We start from the raw sequence: 26763 nt of genomic DNA, 5'->3' as shown, positions 1-26763 counted from the left end.
GCAACTTACTTGCTGCCCGGGATGCTGAAGCGCTTGTTGAAGCGGTCAACACGGCCACCGGTAGCAACATCACGCTGTTTGCCGGTGAAGAACGGGTGGCATTTGCCGCACACGTCGAGGTTCAGGTCGTGACCAACGGTGGAGCGGATTTTCATGACATTACCGCAAGAACAGGTAGCAGTAATTTCGTCGTAATTTGGGTGAATACCTTTTTTCATGGGAGAACCTCAGTTAAGGCCGCGTCGCTCTTCCAGCCCTAACGCCAGACACCACGCGATATTAGTAATTTCCCGTCGCCTTCTACGCTGCTGACAGCGTGAAGCACGCGGTAATGGTCAATCTTCAATGCGATATAAAGCGCATCAAAGGCGGCGAATCATACAGAATTTGACCAGCATATGCAAACTGATCCGCGCCGCCTTATCGTAATGTGTATACTATCCCGCCAGATTTCAAGTCAGGAAGATGACATGTCCGTCGCCCACGTTGCCCTACCCGTTCCGCTACCGCGCACTTTTGACTACCTGCTGCCTGAAGGCATGGCGGTCAAAGCGGGCTGTCGGGTGCGGGTGCCGTTCGGCAAACAGGAGCGGATCGGCATTGTCGCGGCGGTGAGCGAGCGCAGCGAACTGCCGCTGGATGAGCTAAAACCGGTCGCCGAAGCGCTGGACGACGAGCCGGTCTTCTCCACGACTGTCTGGCGACTGCTGATGTGGGCGGCTGAGTATTACCATCACCCGATCGGCGATGTGCTGTTCCATGCATTACCCGTTATGCTGCGCCAGGGCAAACCCGCCAGCGCCACGCCGCTGTGGTACTGGTTCGCCACCGAGCAGGGGCAGGTTGTCGACCTTAACGGTCTGAAACGCTCCCGGAAGCAGCAGCAGGCGCTGGCGGCGCTGCGCCAGGGCAAAATCTGGCGTCATCAGGTTGGCGAACTGGAATTCAATGAAGCGGCGCTGCAGGCGCTGCGCGGTAAAGGGCTGGCGGAGCTGGCCTGCGAAGCGCCCGCCCTCACCGACTGGCGCAGCGCGTATTCGGTTGCCGGCGAACGCCTGCGCCTGAATACCGAGCAGGCCACCGCCGTCGGGGCGATCAACAGCGCCGCCGATCGTTTCTCCGCCTGGCTGCTGGCGGGTATTACCGGCTCCGGGAAAACGGAAGTCTATTTGAGCGTGCTGGAGAATGTGCTGGCGCAGGGGCGCCAGGCGCTGGTGATGGTGCCGGAGATCGGCCTGACGCCGCAAACCATCGCCCGATTTCGCCAGCGCTTTAACGCGCCGGTGGAAGTGCTGCACTCCGGGCTCAATGACAGCGAACGTCTCTCGGCCTGGCTGAAGGCGAAAAATGGCGAAGCGGCCATTGTGATCGGCACCCGCTCCTCGCTGTTTACCCCATTTAAAGATCTCGGCGTCATCGTCATCGACGAAGAGCATGACAGCTCCTACAAGCAGCAGGAAGGCTGGCGCTACCATGCCCGCGACCTGGCGGTATGGCGCGCCCATAGCGAGCAGATCCCGATAATTCTCGGCTCGGCGACGCCGGCGCTGGAGACTCTGCATAACGTCCGCCAGGGTAAATACCGCCAGTTAACCTTAAGCAAACGCGCGGGCAATGCGCGCCCGGCCCAGCAGCACGTGCTCGATCTCAAAGGGCAACCGCTGCAGGCGGGCCTGTCTCCCGCGCTGATTAGCCGTATGCGCCAGCACCTGCAAGCGGATAACCAGGTGATCCTGTTTCTTAACCGCCGCGGCTTTGCGCCAGCGCTGCTGTGCCACGATTGCGGCTGGATAGCGGAATGCCCGCGCTGCGACAGTTACTATACGTTGCACCAGGCGCAGCACCATCTGCGCTGCCACCATTGCGACAGCCAGCGCCCGATCCCGCGCCAGTGTCCTTCCTGCGGCTCCACGCATCTGGTGCCGGTAGGGATCGGCACCGAGCAGCTGGAGCAGGCCCTGGCGCCGCTGTTCCCTGAGGTGCCTATCTCGCGTATCGACCGCGATACCACCAGCCGCAAAGGAGCGCTGGAGGAGCATCTCGCCGCCGTCCATCGCGGCGGGGCGCGTATTCTGATTGGCACCCAAATGCTGGCCAAAGGGCACCACTTCCCGGACGTCACCCTCGTCTCCCTGCTGGATGTCGACGGGGCGCTGTTTTCCGCTGATTTCCGCTCCGCAGAGCGTTTCGCTCAGCTTTATACCCAGGTCTCCGGACGAGCGGGCCGGGCAGGAAAACAGGGCGAGGTCATTCTTCAAACCCACCATCCGGAACACCCTCTACTGCAGACCCTGCTGTATAAAGGCTACGACGCCTTTGCCGAACAGGCGCTGGCAGAGCGGCAGACGATGCAGCTGCCGCCGTGGACCAGCCATGTGCTGATTCGTGCGGAAGACCATAACAACCAGCAGGCGCCGCTGTTTTTACAGCAGCTGCGCAATCTGCTGCAGGCCAGCCCGCTGGCCGACGAAAAGCTATGGGTGCTCGGTCCGGTTCCGGCGCTGGCGCCAAAGCGCGGCGGCCGCTGGCGCTGGCAAATATTGCTGCAGCATCCTTCGCGGGTGCGTCTGCAACATATCGTTAGCGGTACGCTGGCGCTGATCAATACGCTTCCGGAGGCGAGAAAAGTGAAGTGGGTGCTGGATGTCGATCCGATTGAAGGATAAGCCTTCTCTTGCGAGCCGGATCGAAAAATTTAACAAGCATCACGTTTTTCATGAAAATTCTGTAACTCACTGCCGCGACTATCTGATAAAAATGATGCAGCAGTTAGCGCCCAAGGGAAATGCCAGCGCCATTCAGCGAGGAGAAACCAGGTGAAGCCCAAAAAACAAGTGGTTGCCGCCACCATGAAAGACGTCGCCCTCAAGGCAAACGTTTCCACGGCAACCGTGTCCCGAGCGTTGATGAACCCTGATAAGGTGTCGCAAGCCACCCGTAACCGGGTCGAGCAGGCGGCGCTGGAAGTCGGCTATTTACCGCAGTCGCTCGGACGCAATATGAAGCGCAACGAATCGCGGACGATCCTCGTGATCGTCCCGGATATCTGCGACCCCTTCTTTAGTGAAGTGATCCGCGGTATTGAAGTCACTGCCGCCGAGCACGGCTATCTGGTGTTAATCGGCGATTGCGCCCACCAGAATCAGAAAGAAAAAACCTTTATCGACCTTATCATCACCAAGCAGATCGACGGCATGGTGCTGCTCAGCTCGCGCCTGCCGTTTGACGCCAGCGTGGAAGAGCAGCGCAATTTGCCGCCAATGGTCATGTCGAATGAGTTTGCGCCGGAGCTGGAGCTGCCCACCGTCCATATCGATAACCTGACGGCGGCCTTTAACGCGGTAAATTATCTCCACGAGCTGGGACATCAGCGTATCGGCTGTATCGCCGGCCCGGAAGATATGCCGTTGTGCCATTATCGCCTGCAGGGTTATGTGCAGGCGCTGCGCCGCAGCGGTATCACCGTCGATCCGCACTATATTGCTCGCGGCAACTTTACCTTCGAAGCCGGCGCCAATGCGCTGGAGCAGCTGCTGGCGCAGCCGGTGCCGCCCACGGCGGTCTTTTGCCATAGCGATGTGATGGCGCTGGGCGCCTTATCGCTGGCAAAACGTCGCGGTCTGAAAGTGCCGGACGACCTGTCAATTGTCGGCTTCGATAACATCGCGTTGTCTGAATTTTGCGATCCGCCGTTGACCACGGTTTCACAGCCACGGTTTGATATCGGCCGTGAAGGAATGCTGCTATTACTGGAGCAAATGCAGGGGCATAACGTGAACAGCGGCTCGCGTCTGCTCGATTGCGAACTGATTGTTCGCGGCAGTACGCAAAAAATCAGACGATAACCATCAGGCTTTCGGGCCTGCTCTTCTGGTCAAAGGCCCGCCGCTTAAGTAACATGGCGGGCTGACGAACGAATATAAGACAGCGAAACGATAGTGGCACAACGAGATTATGTACGCCGCAGCCAACCGGCTTCTTCGCGGCNCAAAAAGAGCACGACCCGAAGCTCAAGGAATAAGCAAAGCAGCCTTCCGGCGATTTCACCGGCGATGGTGGCGATCGCGGCGGCTGTGCTGGTGGCCTTTATCGGTGGCCTCTATTTCATTACGCATCATAAGAAAGAAGAAGCGGAAGCGATGCAAAATCGCCAGGCCGCCGGCAACGGCTTGCCGCCCAAACCGGAAGAGCGCTGGCGCTATATTAAAGAGCTGGAAAGCCGCCAGCCTGGCGTCCGCGCGCCGACCGAACCGACCGCCGGTGGCGAAGTCATGAAACCGGAACAGCTGACCGACGAGCAGCGCCAGCTGCTCGCCCAGATGCAGGCCGATATGCGCCAGCAGCCGACCCAGCTGACCGAAGTGCCGTGGAACGAACAAACGCCGGCGCAGCGCCAGCAGACGCTTCAGCGTCAGCGTTTAGCGCAGCAACAGCAGCAGGCGCAGCAGCAACAGTGGGCGCAGACTCAGGCGCAGACCGTCCAACAGCAGCCGCCGCGCGTTCAGCAGCCGAAGCCGGTTCAGCAGCAACAACCGAAGCAGACCGCGTCAAACCAGCAGCCGTACCAGGATCTGCTGCAGACGCCAGCGCATACCAATACCACGCAGCCGCGTACCCAGGCCGCGGCGCCGGTAACTCGGGTGGAAGAAGCGCCGAAAACCACCGCCGAGAAGAAAGACGATCGTAGCTGGATGATCCAGTGCGGCTCTTTTAAAGGCGCCGAGCAGGCCGAAACCGTCCGCGCTCAGCTGGCTTTCGAAGGGTTTGCTTCGCACATTACCACTAACAACGGCTGGAACCGCGTGGTTATTGGCCCGTTGAAAGGCAAAGAAAGCGCCAACGAGATGATCACCCGCCTGAAGATGGCTGGACACGCGAACTGCATTCGTCTCGCCGCCAGGGGTTGAAACCCTCAAAATCCCCCCCATCTATAATTGCATTCGGCCCCGCGGACAGCGCGGGGCCCCTGTTCCGCTTTTGCAACCAAGGGGTCTGCTCGTGACTACAATTGTAAGTGTTCGCCGTAACGGCCATGTTGTTATTGCCGGTGATGGCCAGGCCACGCTGGGCAACACCGTGATGAAGGGCAATGTGAAGAAAGTGCGTCGTCTGTACAACGACAAAGTGATTGCCGGTTTCGCTGGCGGCACCGCCGACGCCTTCACGCTGTTCGAACTGTTTGAACGTAAACTGGAAATGCACCAGGGCCATCTGGTGAAGGCCGCCGTTGAGCTGGCCAAAGACTGGCGAACTGACCGGATGTTGCGCAAACTGGAAGCGCTGCTGGCCGTCGCGGACGAAAACGCGTCGCTTATCATCACCGGTAACGGTGACGTGGTACAGCCGGAAAACGATTTGATTGCTATCGGCTCCGGCGGTCCTTACGCCCAGGCCGCGGCCCGCGCGCTGTTGGAAAATACCGATATGGGCGCGCGCGACATCGCCGAGAAAGCGTTGGATATTGCAGGTGATATCTGCATCTATACCAACCATTTCCACACCATCGAAGAATTACCTTCTAAAGCGTAAGGATCTCCCATGTCTGAAATGACCCCACGCGAAATTGTCAGCGAACTGGACAAACACATTATCGGTCAGGACGCCGCCAAGCGTTCTGTTGCTATCGCCCTGCGTAACCGCTGGCGTCGGATGCAGCTTAACGAAGAACTGCGTCATGAAGTCACGCCGAAAAACATTCTGATGATCGGCCCAACCGGCGTCGGTAAAACCGAAATCGCCCGTCGTCTGGCAAAACTGGCCAACGCGCCGTTTATCAAAGTTGAAGCGACGAAGTTCACCGAAGTGGGCTATGTCGGTAAAGAAGTGGACTCCATCATCCGCGATTTGACCGATGCGGCGATCAAAATGGTTCGTATGCAGTCCATCGATAAGAACCGTTACCGCGCGGAAGAGCTGGCGGAAGAGCGCGTGCTCGACGTGCTGATCCCACCGGCGAAGAACAACTGGGGCCAGACTGAGCCGTCGCAGGAACCGTCTGCAGCGCGCCAGGCGTTCCGTAAAAAACTGCGTGAAGGCCAGCTGGACGATAAAGAGATTGAAATCGATCTCGCTGCGGCGCCGATGGGCGTTGAAATCATGTCCCCTCCGGGCATGGAAGAGATGACCAGCCAGCTGCAGTCTATGTTCCAGAACCTCGGCGGCCAGAAGCAGAAACCGCGTAAGCTGAAAATCAAAGACGCGATGAAGCTGCTGATTGAAGAAGAAGCGGCCAAACTGGTCAATCCGGAAGAGCTGAAGCAGGAAGCCATCGACGCTGTAGAGCAGCACGGTATCGTCTTTATCGACGAAATCGACAAAATCTGTAAGCGCGGCGGCAACACCTCCGGCCCGGACGTCTCCCGCGAAGGCGTACAGCGCGACCTGCTGCCGCTGGTGGAAGGCTGCACCGTCTCCACCAAACATGGGATGGTCAAGACCGACCACATCCTGTTTATCGCCTCCGGCGCATTCCAGGTGGCCAGCCCATCCGATCTGATCCCGGAACTGCAGGGGCGTCTGCCGATCCGCGTTGAGCTGAAGGCGCTGACCACCCACGACTTCGAGCGCATCCTGACCGAGCCGAATGCCTCCATCACCGTGCAGTACAAGGCGCTGATGGCGACCGAAGGAGTGAACATCGAATTCACCGAAGACGGCATCAAGCGCATCGCCCAGGCCGCATGGCAGGTAAACGAAACCACCGAGAACATCGGTGCGCGTCGCCTGCACACCGTGCTGGAGCGCCTGGTGGAAGATATCTCCTATGATGCCAGCGAGATGAACGGCCAGACCGTCACTATTGATGCCGAATATGTGAGTAAACACCTGGATGTTCTGGTGGCAGATGAAGATCTGAGCCGTTTTATCCTATAATCCGGTGCAATGCATTTTCATCACTGTTGATGGGGGCTATCGCCCCCATTTTTATTGGCTAAAATAACTATGACTGATATCAGCCGTTCACAGGCGTGGCTGGAAAGCCTGCGTCCTAAAACGTTACCGCTGGCATTTGCCGCGATTATTGTTGGCACCGTCCTTGCCTGGGAGCAGGGCCATTTTGATCCCTGGGTTGCCCTGCTGGCGCTGATCACCGCCGGCTTGCTGCAAATTCTTTCCAACCTCGCCAATGACTACGGCGACGCGGTTAAGGGGAGCGATAAACCGGATCGCATCGGGCCGCTGCGCGGGATGCAGAAAGGGGTGATTACCCCCCAGCAGATGAAGCGCGCCCTGATCGTCACCGTCGTGCTGATCTGTCTGTTTGGTCTGGCGCTGCTGTGCGCCGCCTGGCAGAGCGTCGGCGATTTCATCGGCTTCCTCGCCCTGGGAGGCCTGTCTATCGTGGCCGCCATCACCTACACGGTGGGCACCCGTCCGTATGGATATATTGGTCTGGGTGATATCTCAGTACTCGTTTTCTTCGGCTGGCTGAGCGTCCTCGGCAGCTGGTATCTGCAAGCCCATAATGTGGAAGCGGCCATTTTTCTGCCGGCGACAGCCTGCGGTCTGCTGGCGACCGCCGTGCTGAACATCAATAATCTGCGCGATATCGACAGCGACCGGCAGAACGGGAAGAACACCCTCGCCGTGCGCCTGGGCCCGGTCAATGCCCGCCGCTATCATGCCTGCCTGCTGCTCGGCGCCCTGCTGTGTCTGGCGCTGTTTAACCTGCTGGCGCTGCATTCAGCCTGGGGCTGGCTGTTTATTCTCGCCACGCCGCTGCTGGTGAAACAGGCGCGCTACGTCCTGCGCGAATCCGATCCGCTGGCGATGCGGCCAATGCTCGAAAAGACGGTCAAAGGGGCTTTACTAACCAACCTGCTGTTTGTTATCGGAATTATTGCCAGTAAGCTGATGGCTTAACTGACAAATATCAATTAACAATTGATGATTTTGCCAACAATGCGATTCGCGGGATATACTAAAAACTCTCGCAGCAACTGAACGTTAAGCCTATGAAATACGATACTTCCGAGCTTTGTGACATCTACCAGGAAGATGTCAACGTCGTGGAACCGCTGTTCTCTAACTTTGGAGGACGGTCGTCGTTTGGTGGACAGATCATTACGGTTAAATGTTTCGAGGATAACGGGTTGCTCTACGATCTGCTCGAGCAGAATGGCCGTGGTCATATTCTCCTGATCGACGGCGGCGGCTCAGTACGACGCGCGTTAATTGACGCAGACCTGGCGCGTCTGGCCGTCCAGAATGAATGGGAAGGGTTGGTGGTCTATGGCGCGGTGCGCCAGGTTGACGACCTTGAGGAACTGGACATTGGTATTCAGGCGCTGGCGGCTATTCCGGTCGGCGCGGCTGGCGAAGGCATCGGCGAAAGCGACGTGCGCGTCAATTTCGGCGGGGTGACTTTCTTCTCCGGCGACCATCTGTATGCCGATAACACCGGGATGATCCTGTCGGAAGACCCGCTGGATATCGAATAAACCTTCCGCCATAAAAAAGGCCTTCTCCATGAGAAGGCCTTTTGTTTATCCGGCGCGTAACTTAGTACAGTTTCTTCGCGCAATCCAGCCAGTCGTTCTTGAACGGACGCTTCATGTTCTCGATGGCATCGATGATGTCGTGGTGCACCAGCTTCTCGTTCTGGATGCCGACGCAACGGCCGCCATGGCCCTGCAGCAGCAGCTCAATCGCATAGGCGCCCATGCGGGAAGCCAGGATGCGGTCGTAAGGAACCGGGGAACCGCCGCGCTGAATGTGGCCGAGGACGGTGGCGCGAGTTTCACGGCCAGTCTCTTTCTCGATGTAGCTTGCCAGCTCGTCAACGTCGCACATGTGCTCGGTGATGGCCACGATAGCGTGTTTTTTCCCTTTCGCGATACCGGCTTTGATTTCTGCCACCAGATCGTCACGGGTATATTCCACTTCAGGCACCATGATGAACTCACAGCCGCCGGCAATCGCCGCCGCCAGGGTCAGGTCGCCACAGTAACGGCCCATCACTTCCACCACGGAGATACGCTGGTGCGAAGAGGAGGTGTCGCGCAAACGGTCAATCGCTTCCACCACGGTGCTCAGGGCAGTAAAGAAGCCGATGGTGTAGTCAGTGCCTTTGATATCGTTGTCGATGGTGCCCGGCAGGCCGATGCATGGGAAGCCCATCTCGGTCAGGCGCATCGCCCCCATATAGGAACCGTCACCGCCGATAACCACCAGCGCGTCCAGGCCGCGCTTCTTCATGTTTTCGATAGCCACAGCGCGGATGTGTTCTTCGCGGAATTCCGGGAAGCGAGCGGAGCCCAGGAAGGTACCGCCGCGGTTGATCATGTCGGAAACGCTGTAACGGTCGAGCTGAACCATACGGTCTTCATACAATCCGAGGTAACCGTCATAGATTCCAAAAACTTCCAGACCTTCCGTTAATGCCGCGCGCACAACGCCACGAATTGCTGCGTTCATGCCCGGCGCATCACCGCCACTTGTCAACACACCGATTTTCTTAATCATGACTACCTCTGAACTTAGGAAGCAAAAAATAATTCTGTTGCCTGAAGCGCTCCCTCACCAGGAGTGCACGACGCTAATGACAATAGTATATCAAACGCCTCAAGCTGAATTGATTCAGGTCAGACCAAACGGCGGTAATTTATACAAAAAATGCCGATCTGCCCCACATTTTTACATCGAGTTTACAGACTATAACCTAACGCTCAAAAAAGCCCTGCTGCGCCGCTGGCACCACAGAGCTGGGATCCTGATGGATAATGACATCGGACCCCGGGAAACGGCGCAGAATCNCCTGCTCCACCTGGTCTGCAATCACGTGGGCTTGCACCAGCGGGAGGTTATCTTCCATTTCCAAATGAATCTGAATAAAGCGGGTCGGCCCTGACTGCCGCGTTCGTAGATCGTGCGCCCCGCGGATGCCGGGCCATGCGGTCACGATGGTGATAATGTCCTGACGCTCCTCGTCAGGCAAGGCGCGGTCGAGTAGTGACTGAACCGCCTCATAGCCCATCCGCAGCGCGCTATATAAAATATAGATGCCAATCCCCAGGGCAAACAACGCGTCGGCGCGATGCCAGCCGTACCAGGAGAGGCCCAGCGCCACCAGAATGGCGCCGTTCATCATAACATCAGACTGATAATGAAGCATATCCGCCCGCACCGCCTGGCTCTGGGTTTTTCGCACCACCCAGCGCTGGAAAGTCACCAGCGCCAGCGTACTAACGAGGGCGATCAATGTGACGACGACCCCGACGCCGGCGGCCTGCAGCGGCTCCGGACGCACCAGGTGCTGAATGCCGGTGAGAAACAGGAACAGCGCCGAGCCGGAGATAAACATGCTTTGCGCCAGCGCCGCCAGCGACTCCGCTTTGCCATGACCAAAGGTATGTTCTTCATCAGCAGGCTGTAGCGAATAGCGAACCACCAGCAGGTTGGTCAGCGAGGCGGCAATGTCCACCAGCGAATCCACCAGCGCAGCCAGAATACTGACAGAACCGGTATACCACCACGCAAAAATTTTGATCAAAAGTAACGCGGAGGCCATAGCCGTCGCGGCGATAGCGGCGCGGCTCACCAACCGGCCATAAGATTGATTCATATAGGCTCCTTCTCCTGCAATGCGCTTAGTATAACCCGAACTTGTGACGCTCACGGGATAGGCGAAGGAGTTGATTTACCGTAAAAAGGGCAAAAAAAACCCCCACATCATGTGGGGGAAGACAGGGATGGTGTCTATGGCAAGGAAAACAGGGTTTGTTACTGGGGTTGCAGGGTGTTGCTACTACTCGAAAGCATCATCGCTGAGCCTTTCTGCATCCTTGCAACCTCACGCAACTGATCCATACGCTGCTGGTGCTTAGCATTTAAAACCGCTTGCTGCTCTGGCGTAAGCAGGTGGTACATCTGGTTGCGAACCTTAGCCATCTCGACCTGGCGGGCAACCTGTTCCTGCGCCATCTTTTCTGCCTGAGCGCGCACAGCGTTTTCATCAAAATTTTCTGCGGTGACAAGGCGATGCATTGTCTCCATTTCGCTAACATTAACGGGGAGCCTGTCGTGGCGTGCCCGTTGCATAAGATCCCGTAACTGCTGACGTTGCTGCTCGGTTAAACTTATGCCGTCAAACATATGGCTTTGGCTACCGCGCTGTCCCCCTTCGTCTCCGGGGAGCCAGTTAACGCTGGTAACGACTTCAGCGGCCTGGCTATATGCACTTAGCGCCAGCGTTGAGGCCATGACGGCAGCGATAACATTGCGCATCACATACTCCCAAAACGTTTGTGTCGCGATTCAACGAGAGACAGTCTACGATTCAGGCTGCAAACATGCGTCAGGGGGTGTAAAACAACGTAAAGTCATGGATTAGCGGGCCTTGATGACGTAATTTCTGCCTCGGAGGTATTTAAACAATGAATAAAATCCTGTTAGTTGATGATGACCGGGAGCTCACCTCCCTGTTAAAAGAGCTGCTCGATATGGAAGGTTTTAACGTGCTGGTGGCCCATGATGGGGAACAGGCGCTGGCCCTTCTGGACGACAGCGTTGATTTATTGCTGCTCGACGTGATGATGCCGAAGAAAAACGGTATTGATACGCTGAAAGAGCTGCGTCAGACACACCAGACTCCGGTTATCATGCTAACAGCGCGCGGAAGCGAGCTGGATCGCGTTCTCGGCCTCGAGCTGGGCGCGGATGACTATTTGCCTAAGCCATTCAACGATCGCGAGCTGGTGGCCCGTATACGCGCGATTCTGCGCCGTTCCCACTGGAGCGAGCAGCAGCAGACGACCGAAGCCGGCTCACCAACCCTGGAAGTGGATGCCTTAAGCCTCAATCCGGGCCGCCAGGAAGCCAATTTCGATGGCCAGACGCTGGAGCTCACCGGCACCGAGTTCACCCTGCTCTATCTGTTAGCGCAGCATCTCGGTCAGGTAGTCTCCCGTGAGCATTTAAGCCAGGAAGTGTTAGGCAAGCGCCTGACGCCGTTCGACCGCGCCATCGATATGCATATTTCCAACCTGCGGCGTAAGCTGCCGGAGCGCAAAGATGGCCATCCGTGGTTTAAAACGCTGCGTGGCCGCGGGTATCTGATGGTTTCCGCTTCATGATTGGAAGTTTGACTGCACGCATCTTCGCCATCTTCTGGCTCACGCTGGCGCTGGTGTTGATGCTGGTGCTGATGTTGCCCAAACTGGATTCCCGGCAGATGACCGAGCTGCTGGAAAGCGAGCAGCGTCAGGGCATCATGATCGAGCAGCACGTCGAGGCCGAGCTGGCCAACGATCCGCCAAACGACCTGATGTGGTGGCGTCGTTTGTTTCGCGCCATCGATAAATGGGCGCCTCCGGGACAACGCCTGCTGCTGGTGACCAGCGAAGGCCGCGTGATCGGCGCAGAACGCAACGAAATGCAGATCATTCGTAACTTTATCGGCCAGGCCGATAACGCCGATCATCCGCAGAAAAAACGCTATGGCCGCCTGGAAATGGTGGGCCCGTTTTCCGTCCGGGACGGGGAGGATAACTATCAGCTCTATCTGATTCGTCCCGCCAGCACCTCACAATCCGACTTTATCAACCTGCTGTTTGACCGGCCGCTGCTGCTGCTGATCGTCACGATGCTGGTCAGCGCCCCGCTGCTGCTGTGGCTGGCGTGGAGCCTGGCGAAACCGGCGCGTAAGCTGAAAAATGCCGCCGATGAAGTCGCCCAGGGCAACCTGCGCCAGCATCCGGAGCTGGAAGCCGGGCCGCAGGAGTTTTTAGCCGCTGGCGCCAGTTTTAACCAGATGGTGACGGCCCTGGAGCGGATGATGACCAGCCAGCAGCGGCTGCTGTCCGATATCTCGCACGAGCTGCGCACGCCGCTTACGCGCCTGCAATTAGGTACCGCCCTGCTGCGTCGCCGCAGCGGAGAGAGTAAGGAGCTGGAGCGTATCGAAACTGAAGCGCACCGGCTGGACAGCATGATCAACGACCTGCTGGTGATGTCGCGCAATCAGGCGAAAAACGCCCTGGTCAGCGAGACGGTGAAAGCCAATCAGCTATGGAACGAAGTGTTGGACAATGCGGCCTTTGAAGCTGAGCAGATGGGGAAATCTTTCACCGTTGAGTATCCGCCGGGCCCATGGCCGCTGTACGGTAACCCTAATGCGCTGGAAAGCGCGCTGGAGAATATCGTGCGCAACGCCCTGCGCTACTCGCATACGAAAATTTCCGTCAGCTTCTCGGTGGATAAAGACGGGATTACGGTTAACGTCGATGACGACGGCCCTGGAGTCAGCCCGGAGGATCGCGAACAGATTTTCCGGCCATTCTACCGGACCGACGAGGCGCGCGACCGCGAGTCCGGCGGCACCGGCCTGGGGCTGGCGATTGTCGAAACCGCTATTCAGCAGCACCGCGGCTGGGTGAAGGCCGACGACAGCCCACTGGGTGGTCTGCGTTTAACAATCTGGCTGCCGCTGTATAAACGAACCTGACGCCGACCCGGCCTGCGCTGTGCGGCGCTGCGCCGGGAGCATCCCCGGGAATAATTAATATGGGGGATTATTTCCCCCATAATCTCCGCGAACTATCCTCTATCTTGCCGCTTAAACGCCGTTTCTGCATCGTTCGGCTCCAGCTAACAGACAGGCCCGCTGCCGACAATAAGCGGTGGTACTGATCATCATCAAACGGCATCTGCCAGGCAATCGCCCCGGCCTCATGAACGCTGACATCACTCAGCCGGGAAACCAGCTCGAGCGGCGCATCGCTGGAAACTTGCCCTCCGGCAATCACCCGGTACAGCCAGCCGGTTTTTCCGCTGTTTTGCATCAGCTGCGCCATATCATTGATCGCAAAATGAAAGTTGAGCTTGAAGCACGGCGATCGCGGCTGGGTGACCTGGATCAGCGCCTCGCCCCAGCGAAAGATATCGCCGATATAAACGTTTTGCTCGGTAAGCCCGGTGGTGGAGAGGTTTTCGCCGAACGCCGGCGCGCAGAACCGCTCGGCCTGCTGGGGGAAGTCACGGATCCAGTCGGCATAGTGTTCGCGCGGATAATGACACAGCGCGCGGTCCGGCCCGCCGTGGATTTTCTTCTCCGCCTGCTGGTCCCCATCGAGACCGAGATCGCCGAGCTGCAATTCTCCGTCGACCTGGATTTTGTCGATCGCGCTGGGGCGACTGCCCGCGTAGTCCCTGATTTTGCCGACAAAGACATTCACCGGATAATGCATGGCTGCTCTCCTTGCTACAGATATAAAAAAAGCGAGTCATCAGACTCGCTTCTCTTTTAGCGCAATGCAACCTTATTTTTTGGCGGCAAAACGCGCTGCAGCTTCGTCCCAGTTCACTACGTCCCAGAAGGCTTTGATGTAGTCCGGGCGGCGGTTCTGGAATTTCAGGTAGTAAGCGTGTTCCCAGACGTCCAGGCCGATAATCGGGAAGCCGGAAGCGCCGGAAATGGCTTCGCCCATCAGCGGGGAATCCTGGTTGGCGGTGGAGACAACGGCCAGTTTGTCACCTTTCAGGACCAGCCACGCCCAGCCGGAGCCGAAACGGGTAGCAGCGGCTTTTTCGAATTCCGCTTTGAAGTTCTCCACGGAACCGAAATCGCGCTCGATAGCCGCTTTCAGGTCGCCCTGCAGGGTGGTACCGGTTTTCAGGCCTTTCCAGAACAGGCTGTGGTTCGCGTGGCCGCCGGCGTTGTTACGCAGTACGGTTTTTTTGTCAGCCGGCAGCTGATCCAGCTTGGTAATCAGCTCTTCAGCGGACAGGTTAGCGAACTCCGGCAGGCTTTCCAGCGCGGCGTTGGCATTGTTCACGTAGGTCTGGTGGTGTTTAGTGTGATGGATCTCCATCGTCTGCTTGTCGAAGTGCGGTTCCAGAGCATCGTAAGCGTAAGGCAGGGATGGCAGGGTATAGCTCATAATCATCTCCATTATTGTCGAGCGGCTCAAGTGTTAACGCCGCGTAAGCAGTTTGTCCATTATAGTTAATTAAATGGTATTGAAAATGCTTATCAATGCCGTATTTTTCATATGGATATAACCAGAAGAAATACCCGTCGTTTTGTGATGTAGAACAACTAATTAAGCCCATGGTTGCCAGGGTTCGCCATCCTGTGGCAACGTCCTGAAGGCGGCCAAAGCGGCCAATTTTTACACTCATCCCATCGGAAGCCGCCGTCTCCGATAAAAAAAGATGAGGATAAAATCAATGAACCACGCGATTACGATGGGTATTTTTTGGCATTTGATAGGGGCCGCCAGTGCCGCCTGTTTCTATGCCCCGTTCAAGAAAGTAAAACACTGGTCGTGGGAAACCATGTGGTCGGTCGGGGGGATCGTCTCCTGGCTGATTCTGCCCTGGGCCATCAGCGCCACGCTGTTACCCGACTTCTGGGCCTACTACCGCTCTTTTAGCGCCTCCACGCTGCTGCCGGTCTTTCTGTTCGGCGCCATGTGGGGCATTGGTAATATCAACTATGGCCTGACCATGCGCTATCTTGGCATGTCGATGGGGATTGGCATCGCCATTGGCATCACGCTGATTGTCGGCACGCTGATGACGCCGATTATTAACGGTCAGTTTGCAGTGCTGATGCACACCCAGGGCGGTCAAATGACGCTGCTCGGCGTGCTGGTGGCGGTGATTGGCGTCGGCATCGTCACCCGCGCAGGCCAGCTGAAAGAGCGCAAAATGGGCATCAAAGCCGAAGAGTTCAATCTGAAGAAAGGGCTTCTGCTGGCGGTAATGTGCGGTATCTTCTCCGCAGGGATGTCGTTCGCGATGAACGCCGCCAAACCGATGCATGATGCCGCCGCGGCGCTCGGCGTCGACCCGCTGTACGCAGCGCTGCCAAGCTACGTGGTGATTATGGGCGGCGGGGCGCTGGTTAACCTTGGCTTCTGCTTTATTCGTCTGGCGAAAGTGAAGAACCTGTCAGTCAAAGCCGATTTCTCGCTGGCCAAACCGCTTATCATCAGCAACCTTCTGCTCTCTGCCCTCGGCGGTCTGATGTGGTATCTCCAGTTCTTCTTCTATGCCTGGGGCCACGCCAGCATTCCGGCGCAGTATGATTATATGAGCTGGATGCTGCACATGAGTTTCTACGTGCTGTGCGGCGGTGTGGTGGGTCTGGTGCTGAAGGAGTGGAACAACGCCGGCCGTCGTCCGGTGAGCGTCCTGAGCCTCGGCTGCGTGGTGATTATCATCGCCGCCAATATCGTCGGTCTGGGAATGGCCAGTTAATCACCGGATCATCTGCCTGACAACGACGCTCTTCAGGCGGCGGCGCGACTGCGCTGCCGCCACTGCCCCGGCGACATGCCGATTTCCCGGCTAAAAACCACCGAAAAGTAGTTACTGTCCTCAAAGCCGCACTGCATGGCGATATCGCCGATTAAGCGCTCGGTATGCTGCAGCAGATACTGCGCATGGCAGATCCGCAGCTGGCGTAAATAGTGATTGATGGTCATCCCGGTTTGCTGGCGAAACTGCTGGCGAAGCGCCCGCTCGCTGCCGCCCTCCTGCTCGCAGAAACGCTCCAGAACAAAGGGGCGGCTAAGGCTGGCCGCCAGCGCGGCCAGCAGTTTGTCCAGCAGCGCTTCGCGCTGCGTCGCCGCGGGATCATCCGTCGCGTAGCGATGGCGCTGCAACGTCAGCGCCAGCTGGGCAAAAAGCAGTTCGGCCATCGCATTTCCCTGCGCGTCGCGCCGGGCGCACTCATGCTCAAGCTGGCTAATCACCTGGCGCGCCTGCGCCATACCGGTGCTGCCCATGCGCCAGTGGGGCTTCCACGGCGTGCCGAAGAGGCCAGGGATCGCCCCGGCCCAGTCAAAATTGAGCTGCAGCCGCTCCGGGCAATAGATGATGTTCTGCAGAACCAGATCGTTAACGGAAGCATAGGAGTGTTTATCTTCGGCGCGAATGTAGAACAGATCGCCGCGGGTAATGCGCCAGGGGCGATCGTTAAGGACGTGCAGCCCGTTGCCTCGCCACACCAGCACCAGCTCGCAGAACTCATGGGTATGTTCGGCAAAGACATTTTGCGGGTAGCGGTCTGCCACCGCCACTGCCTGTGTGGCGGAAGGGAAAAACTCCTCTTTACGTAAAATCATACCGGCCACGGCTCACACTCCAAACGCGGATAACGGCGCATTATTCGCGTTTTTAGTCTGCAATACGTTGACTCTTCTCGCGTTACTGAAGAATGGCGTCGCGCCCCTGGCGGATATCGCGCGGCGACCAGTCGAACTCCCGGCGAAAAAGCGTCGAAAAGTGGTTACTGTCGCCGAAGCCGCAGCGAAAAGCGATATCAGTCACGCTTTCATCGCTGTGGCGCAGCAGGTGGCGGGCTTTCATCAGGCGCACCCGATTAAGATAGCGCTGTGGCGTCAGACCGGTCTGCTGCTTCAGCTGGCGGTGCAGCGTACGCAGCGACAGCGAAAACTGCGCCGCCACCTCCTCCCAGCAGATCTCCTGCGCAAAATGGTCTTCGAGCCAGGCCAACAGCTGATTCAGCCGCGCATCGTTGTTGGTGGCCTCTTCCGCAAGGCTGCTTTTACGTAACAGCACCAGCAGCTGCATAAACAGGATCTCACGGCTGGCGACGGCATGAGTATCCGTATCGCTCCCCACGGCCTCGATCTGCGCCACGATATGCCGCACCTGTTGCAGGACGGTTTGATTCACCCGCCAGTGCGAGGGGTAGTTTCCTTCCTGTTCCTGGGGCAGTAGTTGACTGACCCCGGCGAGAAAGCGAAACGCATCCGGCGCGCGATAGAGCACATTGGTCAGACACAGATTATCCGTGTGCTCGTAAAGATGGCGGTCGTGATCGCGGATAAAACAGACCGAACCGCCGCCAATGGTGTAGGGCTGGCCATTGAAGACGTGAATACCCGATCCCTGCTCCACGATAACTATTTCATGGAAATCATGGTGATGTTCCGGAAAGGCCGACTGAGGGAGGCGGGGTTCAATAGCCACCGTCGAGATCCCGGCCTTAAAGAAATCCGTACTGTGCAATATGGTCATGATGCCACCCTCGTAATGAGAAAAATTATCAGTCACCGGCTGATAGTAATGAAGGGTTGGCTATCCGGCCTTCAATTTTTGACCGCGAAATTCGTAAATCCTGCCGCTTTTTCAAGAATCAGCCGGAAAGATGCGGAACTGCGGAGGCCATCACATCCCCCTCGCCATCCCCTAAAACCGCAAACTGTGATGTCCCTCACGGTCACCTTTGCTTTCTTGCCAGCGGCCAGTTTTGGCTGTCCGTAGCGAGAAGGTGTCAGTAAACGGCCTTTTTTAGACTGCGGACAATGATTTTAAGAAGGATCGTTTCATGAGTATTCGTCATTGTGTCGCTGTCGATTTAGGCGCCTCCAGCGGGCGGGTGATGCTCGCCAGCTATCAGCCCGGGCCGCGCGCCCTGACGCTGCGCGAAATTCATCGCTTCACCAATAGTCTGCAGAAAGTAGACGGCTTCGACTGCTGGGATGTAGATAGCCTGGAAGGCGAGATCCGCCGCGGGCTGGAGAAAGTGTGTGAGCAGGGCATTCTGATAGACAGTATCGGCATCGATACCTGGGGGGTAGATTATGTCCTGCTGGATAAGCAGGGCCAGCGCGTCGGGCTGCCGATCTCCTATCGTGACGACCGCACCCAGGGCCTGCTGCGTCACGCTGAAGCGCAGCTGGGCCGGGCGGAAATCTATCGCCGCAGCGGCATTCAGTTTTTGCCGTTTAACACGCTTTATCAGCTGCGCGCGCTGGTGGAGCAGCAGCCGGAGTTGGTCAGTCAGGCTGCCCATGCCCTGCTGATCCCCGACTATTTCAGCTTCCGCCTGACCGGCAATCTGAACTGGGAATATACCAACGCCACCACCACCCAGCTGGTCAATATTAACAGCGATAGCTGGGATGAGACGCTGCTGAACTGGACCGGCGCGCCGTTGGCGTGGTTCGGAAAGCCGACCCACCCCGGCAATGTGATAGGCCACTGGATCTGCCCGCAGGGTAACCGAATTCCGGTAGTCGCTGTCGCCAGCCACGACACCGCCAGCGCGGTGATCGCCTCCCCGCTGGCCGACCGCCATGCCGCCTATCTCTCCTCCGGCACCTGGTCGCTGATGGGGTTTGAAAGCCTGACGCCGTACACCTGCGACGCGGCGCTGCAGGCCAATATCACCAACGAAGGCGGAGCCGAAGGCCGCTATCGGGTGCTGAAAAATATCATGGGCCTGTGGCTGCTGCAGCGGGTGCTAAAAGAGCAAAACGTCAGCGACCTGCAGGGGCTGATCGCCCGCACCGCCGCGCTACCGGCGTGCCGCTTCATAATTGACTGCAACGATGACCGCTTTATCAACCCGGCCAGTATGAGCGCCGAGATCCAGGCCGCCTGTCGCGACGCCGGGCAGCCGGTTCCTGAAAGCGATGCCGAACTGGCGCGCTGCATTTTCGACAGCCTGGCGCTGCTCTACGCCCGGGTGCTTAACGAGCTGGCGGCGCTGCGCGGCCACCCCTTCAGCCAGCTGCATATCGTCGGCGGCGGCTGTCAGAACACGCTGCTCAACCAGTTGTGCGCTGACGCCTGCGGGATCGCCGTCGTGGCCGGCCCGATAGAGGCCTCCACCCTCGGCAATATCGGCATCCAGTTAATGACCCTCGACGAGCTGGCCAATGTCGATGAGTTTCGTCAGGTAGTGCGCGGCAACGCGGCGCTCACCACTTTTACCCCCAATCCTGATAGTGAAACTGCCCGTTTCGTGGCGCAGTTTCAGCCACAACAGACCAAGGAGCTTTGCGCATGACCACTCAACTTGAACAAGCCTGGGAAATTGCTAAGCAGCGCTACGCCGCCGTCGGCGTGGATGTCGAGGAGGCCCTGCGCCAGCTGGACCGTCTGCCCGTCTCCATGCACTGCTGGCAGGGTGACGACGTCGCCGGTTTCGAAAACCCGGCGGGAAGCCTGACCGGCGGTATCCAGGCGACCGGCAACTACCCGGGCAAAGCGCGCAATGCAGAAGAACTCCGCGCCGACCTTGAGCAGGCGCTGAGCCTGATCCCGGGGCCAAAGCGTCTCAATCTGCACGCTATTTACCTGGAATCCGACGCGCCGGTAGCGCGCAATGAGATTAAGCCGGAGCACTTTAAAAACTGGGTTACGTGGGCGAAAGCCAACAAACTGGGGCTGGATTTCAACCCCTCCTGCTTCTCGCATCCGCTGAGCGCCGACGGCTTTACCCTGTCGCACGCCAACGATGAGATCCGCCAGTTCTGGATCGACCACTGCAAAGCCAGCCGCCGCGTATCCGCTTATTTTGGCGAACAGCTGGGCACGCCGTCGGTGATGAATATCTGGGTGCCGGACGGCATGAAGGATATAACCGTTGACCGCTTCGCCCCGCGCCAGCGGCTGCTGAACGCCCTTGATGAGGTGATCAGCGAGAAGCTCGACCCGGCGCACCATATCGACGCCGTGGAGAGCAAGCTGTTCGGCATCGGCGCCGAAAGCTACACCGTCGGCTCCAACGAGTTCTATATGGGTTACGCCACCAGCCGTCAGACGGCGCTGTGCCTCGATGCCGGCCACTTCCATCCGACGGAAGTGATCTCCGACAAGATCTCCGCCGCCATGCTCTACATCCCGCGCCTGCTGCTGCACGTCAGCCGCCCGGTGCGCTGGGACAGCGACCACGTGGTGCTGCTGGATGATGAAACCCAGGCCATCGCCAGCGAAATCATTCGCCATAACCTGTTTGACCGCGTGCACATCGGCCTCGACTTCTTCGATGCCTCCATCAACCGCATCGCGGCCTGGGTGATTGGCACCCGCAATATGAAAAAAGCGCTGCTGCGCGCCCTGCTGGAACCGACCGCCCAGCTGCGCCAGCTGGAGAACGACGGCGATTACACCGCCCGCCTGGCGCTGCTCGAAGAGCAAAAATCGCTGCCGTGGCAGGCCATCTGGGAGATGTACTGTCAGCGTCACGACACGCCGGCGGGCAGCCAGTGGCTGGACAGCGTACGGGCTTATGAGAATGCGGTTCTGAGCCAGCGCGGGTAATGCACGGGCTTCCCCGGGTCGCGGCTGACGCCTTACCCGGGCTACGAACCGGTAGCCCGGATAAGCCGTTTACGGCGCAATCCGGGGGCACGCACATATTTAGGGTGAGGGGGTCAACCCCGCACCGAATCAACAGGAAAGACAAGACTATGCAGACCATTATCGACGCCTGGTTCGTCCAGGGCATGATCAAAGCCACCTCCGACGCCTGGCTGAAAGGCTGGGACGAACGCAACGGCGGCAACCTGACGCTGCGTCTGGATGAAGCGGATATCGAACCTTACGCGGCGGATTTCCACGCCAAACCGCGCTATATCGCCCTCAGCCAGCCGATGCCAACCCTGGCCAACCAGCCGTTTATCGTCACCGGCTCCGGCAAATTCTTCCGTAACGTCCAGCTCGACCCGGCCGCTAACCTCGGCGTGGTGAAGGTCGACAGCGACGGCGCGGGATACCATATCCTGTGGGGCCTGACGGAGGATGCCGTCCCGACCTCCGAGCTGCCGGCACACTTCCTGTCGCACAGCGAGCGCATCAAACTGACCGGCGGCAAAGACCGGGTGATCATGCACTGCCATGCCACCAACCTGATCGCCCTGACCTATGTTCTGGAGAACCACAGCGATCTTTTCACCCGTAAGCTGTGGGAAGGTAGCACCGAATGTCTGGTGGTCTTCCCGGATGGCGTCGGCATTCTGCCGTGGATGGTGCCGGGCACCGATGAAATCGGCCAGGCGACCGCCGAAACCATGCAAAAACACTCGCTTGTGCTGTGGCCGTTCCACGGCGTCTTCGGCAGCGGCCCCACGCTGGATGAGACCTTCGGCCTGATCGATACCGCCGAGAAGTCCGCCGAAGTGCTGGTGAAAGTCTTGTCGATGGGCGGGATGAAGCAGACCATCACCCGCGACGAGCTTATCGCCCTTGGCAAACGCTTCAACGTGCAGCCGCTGCAGTCCGCTTTAGATCTTTATCCATAACAACATCGCGCCCCGCTCACCGAGACGGCGCGAAATATCACCTGCAAACCCTACAAAACTAACTCATGTGGAGTAAAAGCAATGAAAACAAAGACAAGCTTGATCCTCACCGTTGCCGCCCTGGCGTTGTCCGGTTCCGCCTTAGCCGAAGTTAAAATCGCCCTTGTGGCGAAATCGCTGGGAAATGGCTTCTTCGAAGCCGCCAACGTTGGCGCCCAACAGGCAGCCAAGGAGTTAGGTGATGTCAAAGTGATCTACACCGGCCCGACCACTACCACCGCCGAGGCGCAGATCGACGTGCTGAACGGGTTGATCGCCCAAGGGGTGGATGCGATCGCCATTTCCGCCAACGATCCGGACGCGGTGGTGCCGGTGCTGAAAAAAGCGATGCAGCGCGGCATCAAGGTGGTCTCATGGGACTCCGGCGTGGCGCCGGCAGGCCGTCAGATCCATCTTAACCCCTCAAATAACGCCTTAATTGGCCAAACCAACGTCAAGCTTGCCGCCGATGCGCTGCAGGCGCTGAACGTTGAGAAAGGCGAGGTGGCCGTGTTAAGCGCCACCCCAACCTCCACGAACCAGAACATCTGGATTGAGGAGATGAAAAAGGTGCTACCGCAGTATCCGTCGGTGCAGCTGGTCACCGTCGCCTACGGTGACGATCTGTCGGATAAAAGCTACCGCGAAGCGGTGGGTCTGCTGAAATCATATCCGGACCTGAAAGTCATTGTCTCGCCGTCGTCGGTGGGGATTGTTGCCGCCGCGCAGGCGGTGAAGGACCAGGGCAAAATCGGCAAAGTGTATGTCACCGGGCTGGGGCTGCCGTCGGAAATGGCCGGCGCGATCAAGTCCGGCGCCAGCAAAAGCTTCGCCATCTGGAACCCGATTGACCTGGGCTACGCCGCCACCTATCTGGCCGACGATTTAGTCAAAGGCACGGCGACCAAAACCGAAGCCAGTATGGGCAAGCTGGGCAAAGTGAAGCTGGACGCCGAGGGGAATGGCGCGATGGCCAAGCCGTTTGTCTACGATGCGAGCAACATCGATAAGTTCTCGAAAATTTTCTAATCCTTGTTCCCTCACCCCGGCCCTCTCCCGGAGGGAGAGGGGGAACGGCTGGCCCTCTACGCGATGCGGCCAGCGGACGCCGGACCGTTCCCTCGCCCCTGTGGGGGAGGGTTAGGGTGAGGGGTGATTTTTGTGGAGAACTATCATGTCAGCATCAACGCCACTGCTGTCGCTGAAGGGGATCACCAAGATTTTTCCCGGTGTGCGCGCCCTTGAGAACGTGCAGCTTGATCTCTGGCCCGGCAAAGTGACCGCCTTAATTGGCGAAAACGGCGCGGGGAAATCCACGCTGGTCAAAGTGATGACCGGTATTTATCAGCCCGAAGAGGGCGAGATCCTCTATAAAGCGATCCCCATTCATCTGCCAACGCCGGAGTCGGCGCATAAGGTAGGGATCACCGCCATTCACCAGGAAACCGTGCTGTTTGACGAACTCTCGGTCAGCGAAAACATTTTCGTCGGCCAGTATCTGTATAAGGGACTGCTGAAAACGCTCGACTGGCCGGCGATGCACCGCAGAGCCAACGAGATCCTCACCCGGCTGGAAGTCCAGATCGACCCGCGAGCCACGCTGAAAACCCTCAGCATCGCCCAGCGTCACATGGTGGCGATTGCCCGGGCGCTGGCTTTCGACGCCCAGGTGGTGATCCTCGATGAGCCGACCGCCGCGCTTTCCCAGCATGAAATCCTGGAGTTTTATCACATCGTTGAGCGTCTGAAGCAGGACGGCAAAGCGATCCTGTTTATCTCGCATAAGTTCGATGAAATCTTCGAGCTGGCCGATTATTACACCATCCTGCGCGATGGGGTGTACGTCAGCTCCGGGGCGATAAGCGACATCACCGAAGAGCGGATGGTGTCGATGATGGTGGGCCGGGCGATCAGCCAAACCTACCCGAAAGTCGACTGCACACCCGGAGAAACGGTGCTGGAGGTGACCGATCTCTGTCATCCTACCGAGTTTGCCCATATCAGCTTCCGCCTGCGCAAGGGAGAAATTCTCGGCTTTTACGGCCTGGTGGGCGCCGGACGCACCGAGCTGATGCAGGCGCTCTCCGGTGTCTCGCGCCCCTCCTCCGGCGAGATCCGCCTGAACGGCAGAACCATGCGCTTTCACCAGCCCGCCGACGCCATCCGCGCGGGCATCGTCTGCGTGCCGGAAGAGCGGCAGAAACAGGGAGCGATCATCGCCCTGCCTATCGCCCAGAACATCAGTTTACCGCAGCTCAGCAAGCTCAACCCTAACGGCATCCTGAACGACGCCCGGGAATGGCGGCTGGCCGACGAGTACGCCTCGCGCCTGCAGGTTAAAGCCTTCAGCTGGCGGCAGCCGGTGGAGACCCTCTCCGGCGGCAACCAGCAGAAAGTGGTGATTGGCAAATGGCTGGCGACCCAGCCCGAGGTGATCATTCTCGATGAGCCGACCAAAGGCATCGATATCGGCTCAAAGGCCGCCGTGCATCAGTTTATGTCCGAGCTGGTCAGCCAGGGGCTGGCGGTGATTATGGTGTCGTCAGAGCTGCCGGAAGTGATGGGCATGGCCGACCGGATTATCGTAATGCACGAAGGGCTGATGGTCGCCGAGTACCGGGCCGGGGAAGCGACAGCGGAAACCATCGTTAGCGCCGCCAGCGGCATCGGCCAGGAGGCAGCATGATGGGACACGCATGGCTGAAACATCGCGAAGCGCTGCTGGCGGTGGTCATCATTTTGATGATCGGTGCCATCGGCAGCCGGGCGCCGTCGTTCGTTTCACCGGGCAATCTGGTGGAGATGTTTAACGATACCGCCATCCTTATCATCCTCGCCCTCGGCCAGATGATGGTGTTGCTCACCAAAGGCATTGATCTGTCGATGGCCGCCAACCTGGCGCTGACCGGGATGATCGTCGCCCTGCTTAACGCCCACTATCCGGGTATTCCGGTGGTAGCGCTGCTGGCGCTGGCGACTCTGCTGGGCCTGCTGATGGGAGTAATTAACGGCCTGCTGGTCTGGCGCCTCGGCATTCCCGCCATTGTGGTGACCCTGGGCACCATGAGCATTTATCGCGGCATTATCTTCCTGCTGACTGACGGCGGCTGGGTTAACTCACATCAGATGAGCGCTGATTTTCTCAGTCTGCCGCGCAGCCCCCTCCTGGGGCTGCCGCTACTGAGCTGGTGCGCCATCGCCGCGCTGCTGCTGGTGGGTTATTTCCTGCGCTACAGCCGCACCGGCCGGGCCTTATACACCGCGGGCGGCAACGCGACGGCGGCATACTACACCGGCATTAACGCCGGAAAAATGCAGTTCGTCAGCTTCTGTCTCTCCGGCGCGCTGGCCGGCTTCTGCGGCTATCTGTGGATCTCGCGCTTCGCCGTCGCCTATGTCGACGTCGCCAACGGTTTTGAACTCCAGGTGGTCGCCGCCTGCGTGATCGGCGGTATCAGCACCATGGGCGGAAGCGGACGGGTGCTGGGCTGCCTGTGCGGCGCGCTGTTCCTTGGGGTCATCAATAACGCCCTGCCGGTGATCGGCATCTCGCCCTTCTGGCAAATGGCGATTTCCGGGGCGGTGATCGTCATGGCGGTGCTGCTCAACGAGCGCGGCAATCGCGGTCACGGGCGGTTAATCCTGCGCAACGCGGCGTTAGCCCGACAGAAACAGGCGGTGAAATCATGAGCAAAATGATGGTATCTGAAGAGATGAAAAACGCCCCGGCCGCGCCGTCGCCGCTGCGCCGCCTGCTGTGCTGGGAAGGGTTTTTACTGGCGGTCACCCTGGCGGTATTTATCGGCAACGCCGTGGCTTCCCCGTACTTCCTCAATATCTGGAACCTGTCGGACGCCACCTTTACCTTTACCGAGAAGGCGATCGTCGTCCTGCCGATGGCGATGCTGATTATCGCCCGGGAAATCGATCTGTCGGTAGCCTCGACGATGGCGCTCAGCTCAACGGTGATGGGCTTCTGCGCGGCAGCGGGGATGGACACTCCGCTGCTGGTGGTCATCGGCCTGGGCGTAGGTCTGCTGTGCGGCCTGTTCAACGGCTTGCTGGTGACCCGCTTTAACCTGTCGTCCATTGTGATCACCATCGGCACCATGAGCCTGTATCGCGGCATCACCTATATCCTGTTGGGCGATCAGGCACTCAACCACTATCCGGAGAGCTTTGCCTGGTTCGGCCAGGGGTACGTGTGGGGGGCGCTCTCTTTTGAGTTTGCGCTGTTTATCCTCCTCGCGGCCGCCTTCACCTTCCTGCTGCATAAAACCAACTTTGGTCGCCGGACCTACGCCATCGGCAATAACCCGACCGGCGCCTGGTTCTCTGGGATCAACGTTAAGCGTCATAACCTGGTGCTGTTCGCGCTGGTTGGGCTGATGGCCGGGCTGGCGGCGGTCCTGCTGACCTCACGGCTCGGCAGTACCCGCCCCACCCTGGCGATGGGCTGGGAGCTGGCGGTTGTCACCATGGCGGTGCTCGGCGGCGTCAATATTCTCGGCGGCTCCGGCAGCATGCCCGGGGTGATCATCGCCGCCTTTCTGATGGGGCTGGTGACCTTCGGCCTGAGCCTGCTGAACGTCCCCGGCATCGTGATGTCGGTGATTATCGGCGCCATGCTGATCGTGGTGATCTCCCTGCCGATTATTACCCGGCGGATGATGCAGCGAAGACGATGTTAATTTCCCCCTCACCCTGGCCCCCTCCCTGC

25 protein-coding genes are annotated in these 26763 nt (G+C 58.6%); 17 read left to right on the top strand and 8 right to left on the bottom strand.

The window, feature by feature from the left end; genetic code table 11:
- Positions 1–5: 5 nt before the first annotated feature.
- The gene (gene rpmE / locus VZP09_RS21230) at positions 6–218 is read right to left on the bottom strand and encodes a 50S ribosomal protein L31 (RefSeq protein WP_002882922.1); all 213 of its coding nucleotides are present in this window, start codon (positions 216–218) and stop codon (positions 6–8) included.
- A gap of 252 nt (positions 219–470) precedes the next feature.
- Here rpmE and priA point away from each other — a divergent pair, with 252 nt between their 5' ends.
- The 7 genes from priA to rraA all read left to right on the top strand — a co-directional run bounded on the left by priA (position 471) and on the right by rraA (position 8441).
- Complete coding sequence (priA, locus tag VZP09_RS21225; RefSeq protein ID WP_080845384.1) at positions 471–2666, top strand: primosomal protein N'; 2196 nt, start codon at positions 471–473, stop codon at positions 2664–2666.
- Between the two features lie 150 nt (positions 2667–2816).
- Positions 2817–3845, top strand: a complete 1029-nt coding sequence (gene cytR, locus VZP09_RS21220) for a DNA-binding transcriptional regulator CytR (RefSeq protein ID WP_002882921.1) — start codon at positions 2817–2819, stop codon at positions 3843–3845.
- A 93-nt stretch (positions 3846–3938) separates the two neighbouring features.
- Complete coding sequence (ftsN, locus tag VZP09_RS21215; protein ID WP_328795397.1) at positions 3939–4907, top strand: cell division protein FtsN; 969 nt, start codon at positions 3939–3941, stop codon at positions 4905–4907.
- 91 nt (positions 4908–4998) lie between these two features.
- On the top strand, positions 4999–5529 hold the full coding sequence (gene hslV / locus VZP09_RS21210; protein WP_002882918.1) for an ATP-dependent protease subunit HslV: 531 nt from the start codon (positions 4999–5001) through the stop codon (positions 5527–5529).
- 9 nt (positions 5530–5538) lie between these two features.
- A complete protein-coding gene (gene hslU / locus VZP09_RS21205; protein ID WP_002882917.1) occupies positions 5539–6873 on the top strand; it encodes an HslU--HslV peptidase ATPase subunit in 1335 nt (444 codons plus the stop codon).
- Positions 6874–6942: 69 nt separating this feature from the next.
- Positions 6943–7863, top strand: a complete 921-nt coding sequence (gene menA / locus VZP09_RS21200) for a 1,4-dihydroxy-2-naphthoate polyprenyltransferase (protein ID WP_002882914.1) — start codon at positions 6943–6945, stop codon at positions 7861–7863.
- Positions 7864–7955: 92 nt separating this feature from the next.
- On the top strand, positions 7956–8441 hold the full coding sequence (gene rraA, locus VZP09_RS21195; protein ID WP_002882913.1) for a ribonuclease E activity regulator RraA: 486 nt from the start codon (positions 7956–7958) through the stop codon (positions 8439–8441).
- Positions 8442–8502: 61 nt separating this feature from the next.
- On the opposite strand, the gene pfkA is transcribed toward rraA, so the two are convergent.
- The 3 genes from pfkA to cpxP form a co-directional block, all read right to left on the bottom strand.
- Positions 8503–9465 (bottom strand): 6-phosphofructokinase, encoded by a 963-nt coding sequence (pfkA, locus tag VZP09_RS21190; protein WP_002882911.1) that lies wholly within the window; start codon positions 9463–9465, stop codon positions 8503–8505.
- Positions 9466–9661: 196 nt separating this feature from the next.
- On the bottom strand, positions 9662–10564 hold the full coding sequence (gene fieF, locus VZP09_RS21185) for a CDF family cation-efflux transporter FieF (RefSeq protein ID WP_328795396.1): 903 nt from the start codon (positions 10562–10564) through the stop codon (positions 9662–9664).
- A 158-nt stretch (positions 10565–10722) separates the two neighbouring features.
- A complete protein-coding gene (gene cpxP, locus VZP09_RS21180) occupies positions 10723–11226 on the bottom strand; it encodes a cell-envelope stress modulator CpxP (RefSeq protein WP_004178004.1) in 504 nt (167 codons plus the stop codon).
- 149 nt (positions 11227–11375) lie between these two features.
- Here cpxP and cpxR point away from each other — a divergent pair, with 149 nt between their 5' ends.
- Both cpxR and cpxA read left to right on the top strand, forming a co-directional pair.
- Positions 11376–12074, top strand: a complete 699-nt coding sequence (gene cpxR / locus VZP09_RS21175; protein WP_002882901.1) for an envelope stress response regulator transcription factor CpxR — start codon at positions 11376–11378, stop codon at positions 12072–12074.
- Positions 12071–13444, top strand: a complete 1374-nt coding sequence (gene cpxA / locus VZP09_RS21170; protein WP_002882898.1) for an envelope stress sensor histidine kinase CpxA — start codon at positions 12071–12073, stop codon at positions 13442–13444. Before cpxR ends, cpxA begins: the two co-directional genes overlap by 4 nt.
- Positions 13445–13511: 67 nt before the next feature.
- On the opposite strand, the gene yiiM is transcribed toward cpxA, so the two are convergent.
- Positions 13512–14186 carry a 6-hydroxyaminopurine reductase gene (gene yiiM / locus VZP09_RS21165; protein ID WP_002882896.1) on the bottom strand — a complete coding sequence of 225 codons (675 nt, stop codon included), beginning with the start codon at positions 14184–14186 and terminating at the stop codon, positions 13512–13514.
- Positions 14187–14258: 72 nt separating this feature from the next.
- Entirely contained in the window at positions 14259–14879 is a 621-nt protein-coding gene (gene sodA, locus VZP09_RS21160; RefSeq protein WP_002882894.1) for a superoxide dismutase [Mn], read from the bottom strand.
- A gap of 289 nt (positions 14880–15168) precedes the next feature.
- Here sodA and rhaT point away from each other — a divergent pair, with 289 nt between their 5' ends.
- Positions 15169–16203 carry an L-rhamnose/proton symporter RhaT gene (rhaT, locus tag VZP09_RS21155; protein ID WP_002882892.1) on the top strand — a complete coding sequence of 345 codons (1035 nt, stop codon included), beginning with the start codon at positions 15169–15171 and terminating at the stop codon, positions 16201–16203.
- Positions 16204–16235: 32 nt separating this feature from the next.
- Here the strand turns inward: rhaT and rhaR are convergent, their stop codons facing one another.
- A complete protein-coding gene (gene rhaR, locus VZP09_RS21150; RefSeq protein ID WP_328795395.1) occupies positions 16236–17081 on the bottom strand; it encodes an HTH-type transcriptional activator RhaR in 846 nt (281 codons plus the stop codon).
- Between the two features lie 73 nt (positions 17082–17154).
- The gene (rhaS, locus tag VZP09_RS21145) at positions 17155–17991 is read right to left on the bottom strand and encodes an HTH-type transcriptional activator RhaS (RefSeq protein ID WP_004146257.1); all 837 of its coding nucleotides are present in this window, start codon (positions 17989–17991) and stop codon (positions 17155–17157) included.
- Positions 17992–18301: 310 nt separating this feature from the next.
- Here rhaS (VZP09_RS21145) and rhaB point away from each other — a divergent pair, with 310 nt between their 5' ends.
- The 7 genes from rhaB (at position 18302) to VZP09_RS21110 (ending at position 26734) form a co-directional block, all read left to right on the top strand.
- On the top strand, positions 18302–19768 hold the full coding sequence (gene rhaB, locus VZP09_RS21140) for a rhamnulokinase (RefSeq protein WP_021440968.1): 1467 nt from the start codon (positions 18302–18304) through the stop codon (positions 19766–19768).
- Positions 19765–21024 (top strand): L-rhamnose isomerase, encoded by a 1260-nt coding sequence (rhaA, locus tag VZP09_RS21135; protein WP_004150375.1) that lies wholly within the window; start codon positions 19765–19767, stop codon positions 21022–21024. Before rhaB ends, rhaA begins: the two co-directional genes overlap by 4 nt.
- A 149-nt stretch (positions 21025–21173) precedes the next feature.
- Positions 21174–22004, top strand: coding sequence for a rhamnulose-1-phosphate aldolase (gene rhaD / locus VZP09_RS21130; RefSeq protein WP_002882882.1), 831 nt, complete (start codon positions 21174–21176; stop codon positions 22002–22004).
- Positions 22005–22085: 81 nt separating this feature from the next.
- A complete protein-coding gene (rhaS, locus tag VZP09_RS21125; protein ID WP_328795394.1) occupies positions 22086–23072 on the top strand; it encodes a rhamnose ABC transporter substrate-binding protein in 987 nt (328 codons plus the stop codon).
- A gap of 145 nt (positions 23073–23217) precedes the next feature.
- Entirely contained in the window at positions 23218–24729 is a 1512-nt protein-coding gene (locus VZP09_RS21120) for a sugar ABC transporter ATP-binding protein (RefSeq protein ID WP_021440966.1), read from the top strand.
- A complete protein-coding gene (locus VZP09_RS21115; protein ID WP_004220853.1) occupies positions 24726–25733 on the top strand; it encodes an ABC transporter permease in 1008 nt (335 codons plus the stop codon). Before VZP09_RS21120 ends, VZP09_RS21115 begins: the two co-directional genes overlap by 4 nt.
- Positions 25730–26734, top strand: a complete 1005-nt coding sequence (locus VZP09_RS21110) for an ABC transporter permease (RefSeq protein WP_002882873.1) — start codon at positions 25730–25732, stop codon at positions 26732–26734. Before VZP09_RS21115 ends, VZP09_RS21110 begins: the two co-directional genes overlap by 4 nt.
- Positions 26735–26763 lie beyond the last annotated feature (29 nt).

The organism is Klebsiella sp. EMBS2024 (genome assembly GCF_036233805.1).
GTDB classification, from domain to species: domain Bacteria; phylum Pseudomonadota; class Gammaproteobacteria; order Enterobacterales; family Enterobacteriaceae; genus Klebsiella; species Klebsiella pneumoniae.
This window is presented reverse-complemented; position numbering and strand designations above follow the sequence as displayed.

What these genes read in the sequence shown, in the direction of transcription:
- cpxA (WP_002882898.1), top strand. Translation starts at nt 12,071, where the DNA reads ATGATTGGAAGTTTGACTGCACGCATCTTCGCCATCTTCTGGCTCACG.
- VZP09_RS21115 (WP_004220853.1), top strand. Translation starts at nt 24,726, where the DNA reads ATGATGGGACACGCATGGCTGAAACATCGCGAAGCGCTGCTGGCGGTG.
- pfkA (WP_002882911.1), bottom strand. Translation starts at nt 9,465, where the DNA reads ATGATTAAGAAAATCGGTGTGTTGACAAGTGGCGGTGATGCGCCGGGC.
- rhaT (WP_002882892.1), top strand. Translation starts at nt 15,169, where the DNA reads ATGAACCACGCGATTACGATGGGTATTTTTTGGCATTTGATAGGGGCC.
- rpmE (WP_002882922.1), bottom strand. Translation starts at nt 218, where the DNA reads ATGAAAAAAGGTATTCACCCAAATTACGACGAAATTACTGCTACCTGT.
- rraA (WP_002882913.1), top strand. Translation starts at nt 7,956, where the DNA reads ATGAAATACGATACTTCCGAGCTTTGTGACATCTACCAGGAAGATGTC.
- rhaS (WP_328795394.1), top strand. Translation starts at nt 22,086, where the DNA reads ATGAAAACAAAGACAAGCTTGATCCTCACCGTTGCCGCCCTGGCGTTG.
- cpxP (WP_004178004.1), bottom strand. Translation starts at nt 11,226, where the DNA reads ATGCGCAATGTTATCGCTGCCGTCATGGCCTCAACGCTGGCGCTAAGT.
- rhaS (WP_004146257.1), bottom strand. Translation starts at nt 17,991, where the DNA reads ATGACCATATTGCACAGTACGGATTTCTTTAAGGCCGGGATCTCGACG.
- sodA (WP_002882894.1), bottom strand. Translation starts at nt 14,879, where the DNA reads ATGAGCTATACCCTGCCATCCCTGCCTTACGCTTACGATGCTCTGGAA.
- rhaD (WP_002882882.1), top strand. Translation starts at nt 21,174, where the DNA reads ATGCAGACCATTATCGACGCCTGGTTCGTCCAGGGCATGATCAAAGCC.
- cpxR (WP_002882901.1), top strand. Translation starts at nt 11,376, where the DNA reads ATGAATAAAATCCTGTTAGTTGATGATGACCGGGAGCTCACCTCCCTG.
- priA (WP_080845384.1), top strand. Translation starts at nt 471, where the DNA reads ATGTCCGTCGCCCACGTTGCCCTACCCGTTCCGCTACCGCGCACTTTT.
- rhaA (WP_004150375.1), top strand. Translation starts at nt 19,765, where the DNA reads ATGACCACTCAACTTGAACAAGCCTGGGAAATTGCTAAGCAGCGCTAC.
- rhaB (WP_021440968.1), top strand. Translation starts at nt 18,302, where the DNA reads ATGAGTATTCGTCATTGTGTCGCTGTCGATTTAGGCGCCTCCAGCGGG.
- VZP09_RS21120 (WP_021440966.1), top strand. Translation starts at nt 23,218, where the DNA reads ATGTCAGCATCAACGCCACTGCTGTCGCTGAAGGGGATCACCAAGATT.
- menA (WP_002882914.1), top strand. Translation starts at nt 6,943, where the DNA reads ATGACTGATATCAGCCGTTCACAGGCGTGGCTGGAAAGCCTGCGTCCT.
- yiiM (WP_002882896.1), bottom strand. Translation starts at nt 14,186, where the DNA reads ATGCATTATCCGGTGAATGTCTTTGTCGGCAAAATCAGGGACTACGCG.
- hslU (WP_002882917.1), top strand. Translation starts at nt 5,539, where the DNA reads ATGTCTGAAATGACCCCACGCGAAATTGTCAGCGAACTGGACAAACAC.
- VZP09_RS21110 (WP_002882873.1), top strand. Translation starts at nt 25,730, where the DNA reads ATGAGCAAAATGATGGTATCTGAAGAGATGAAAAACGCCCCGGCCGCG.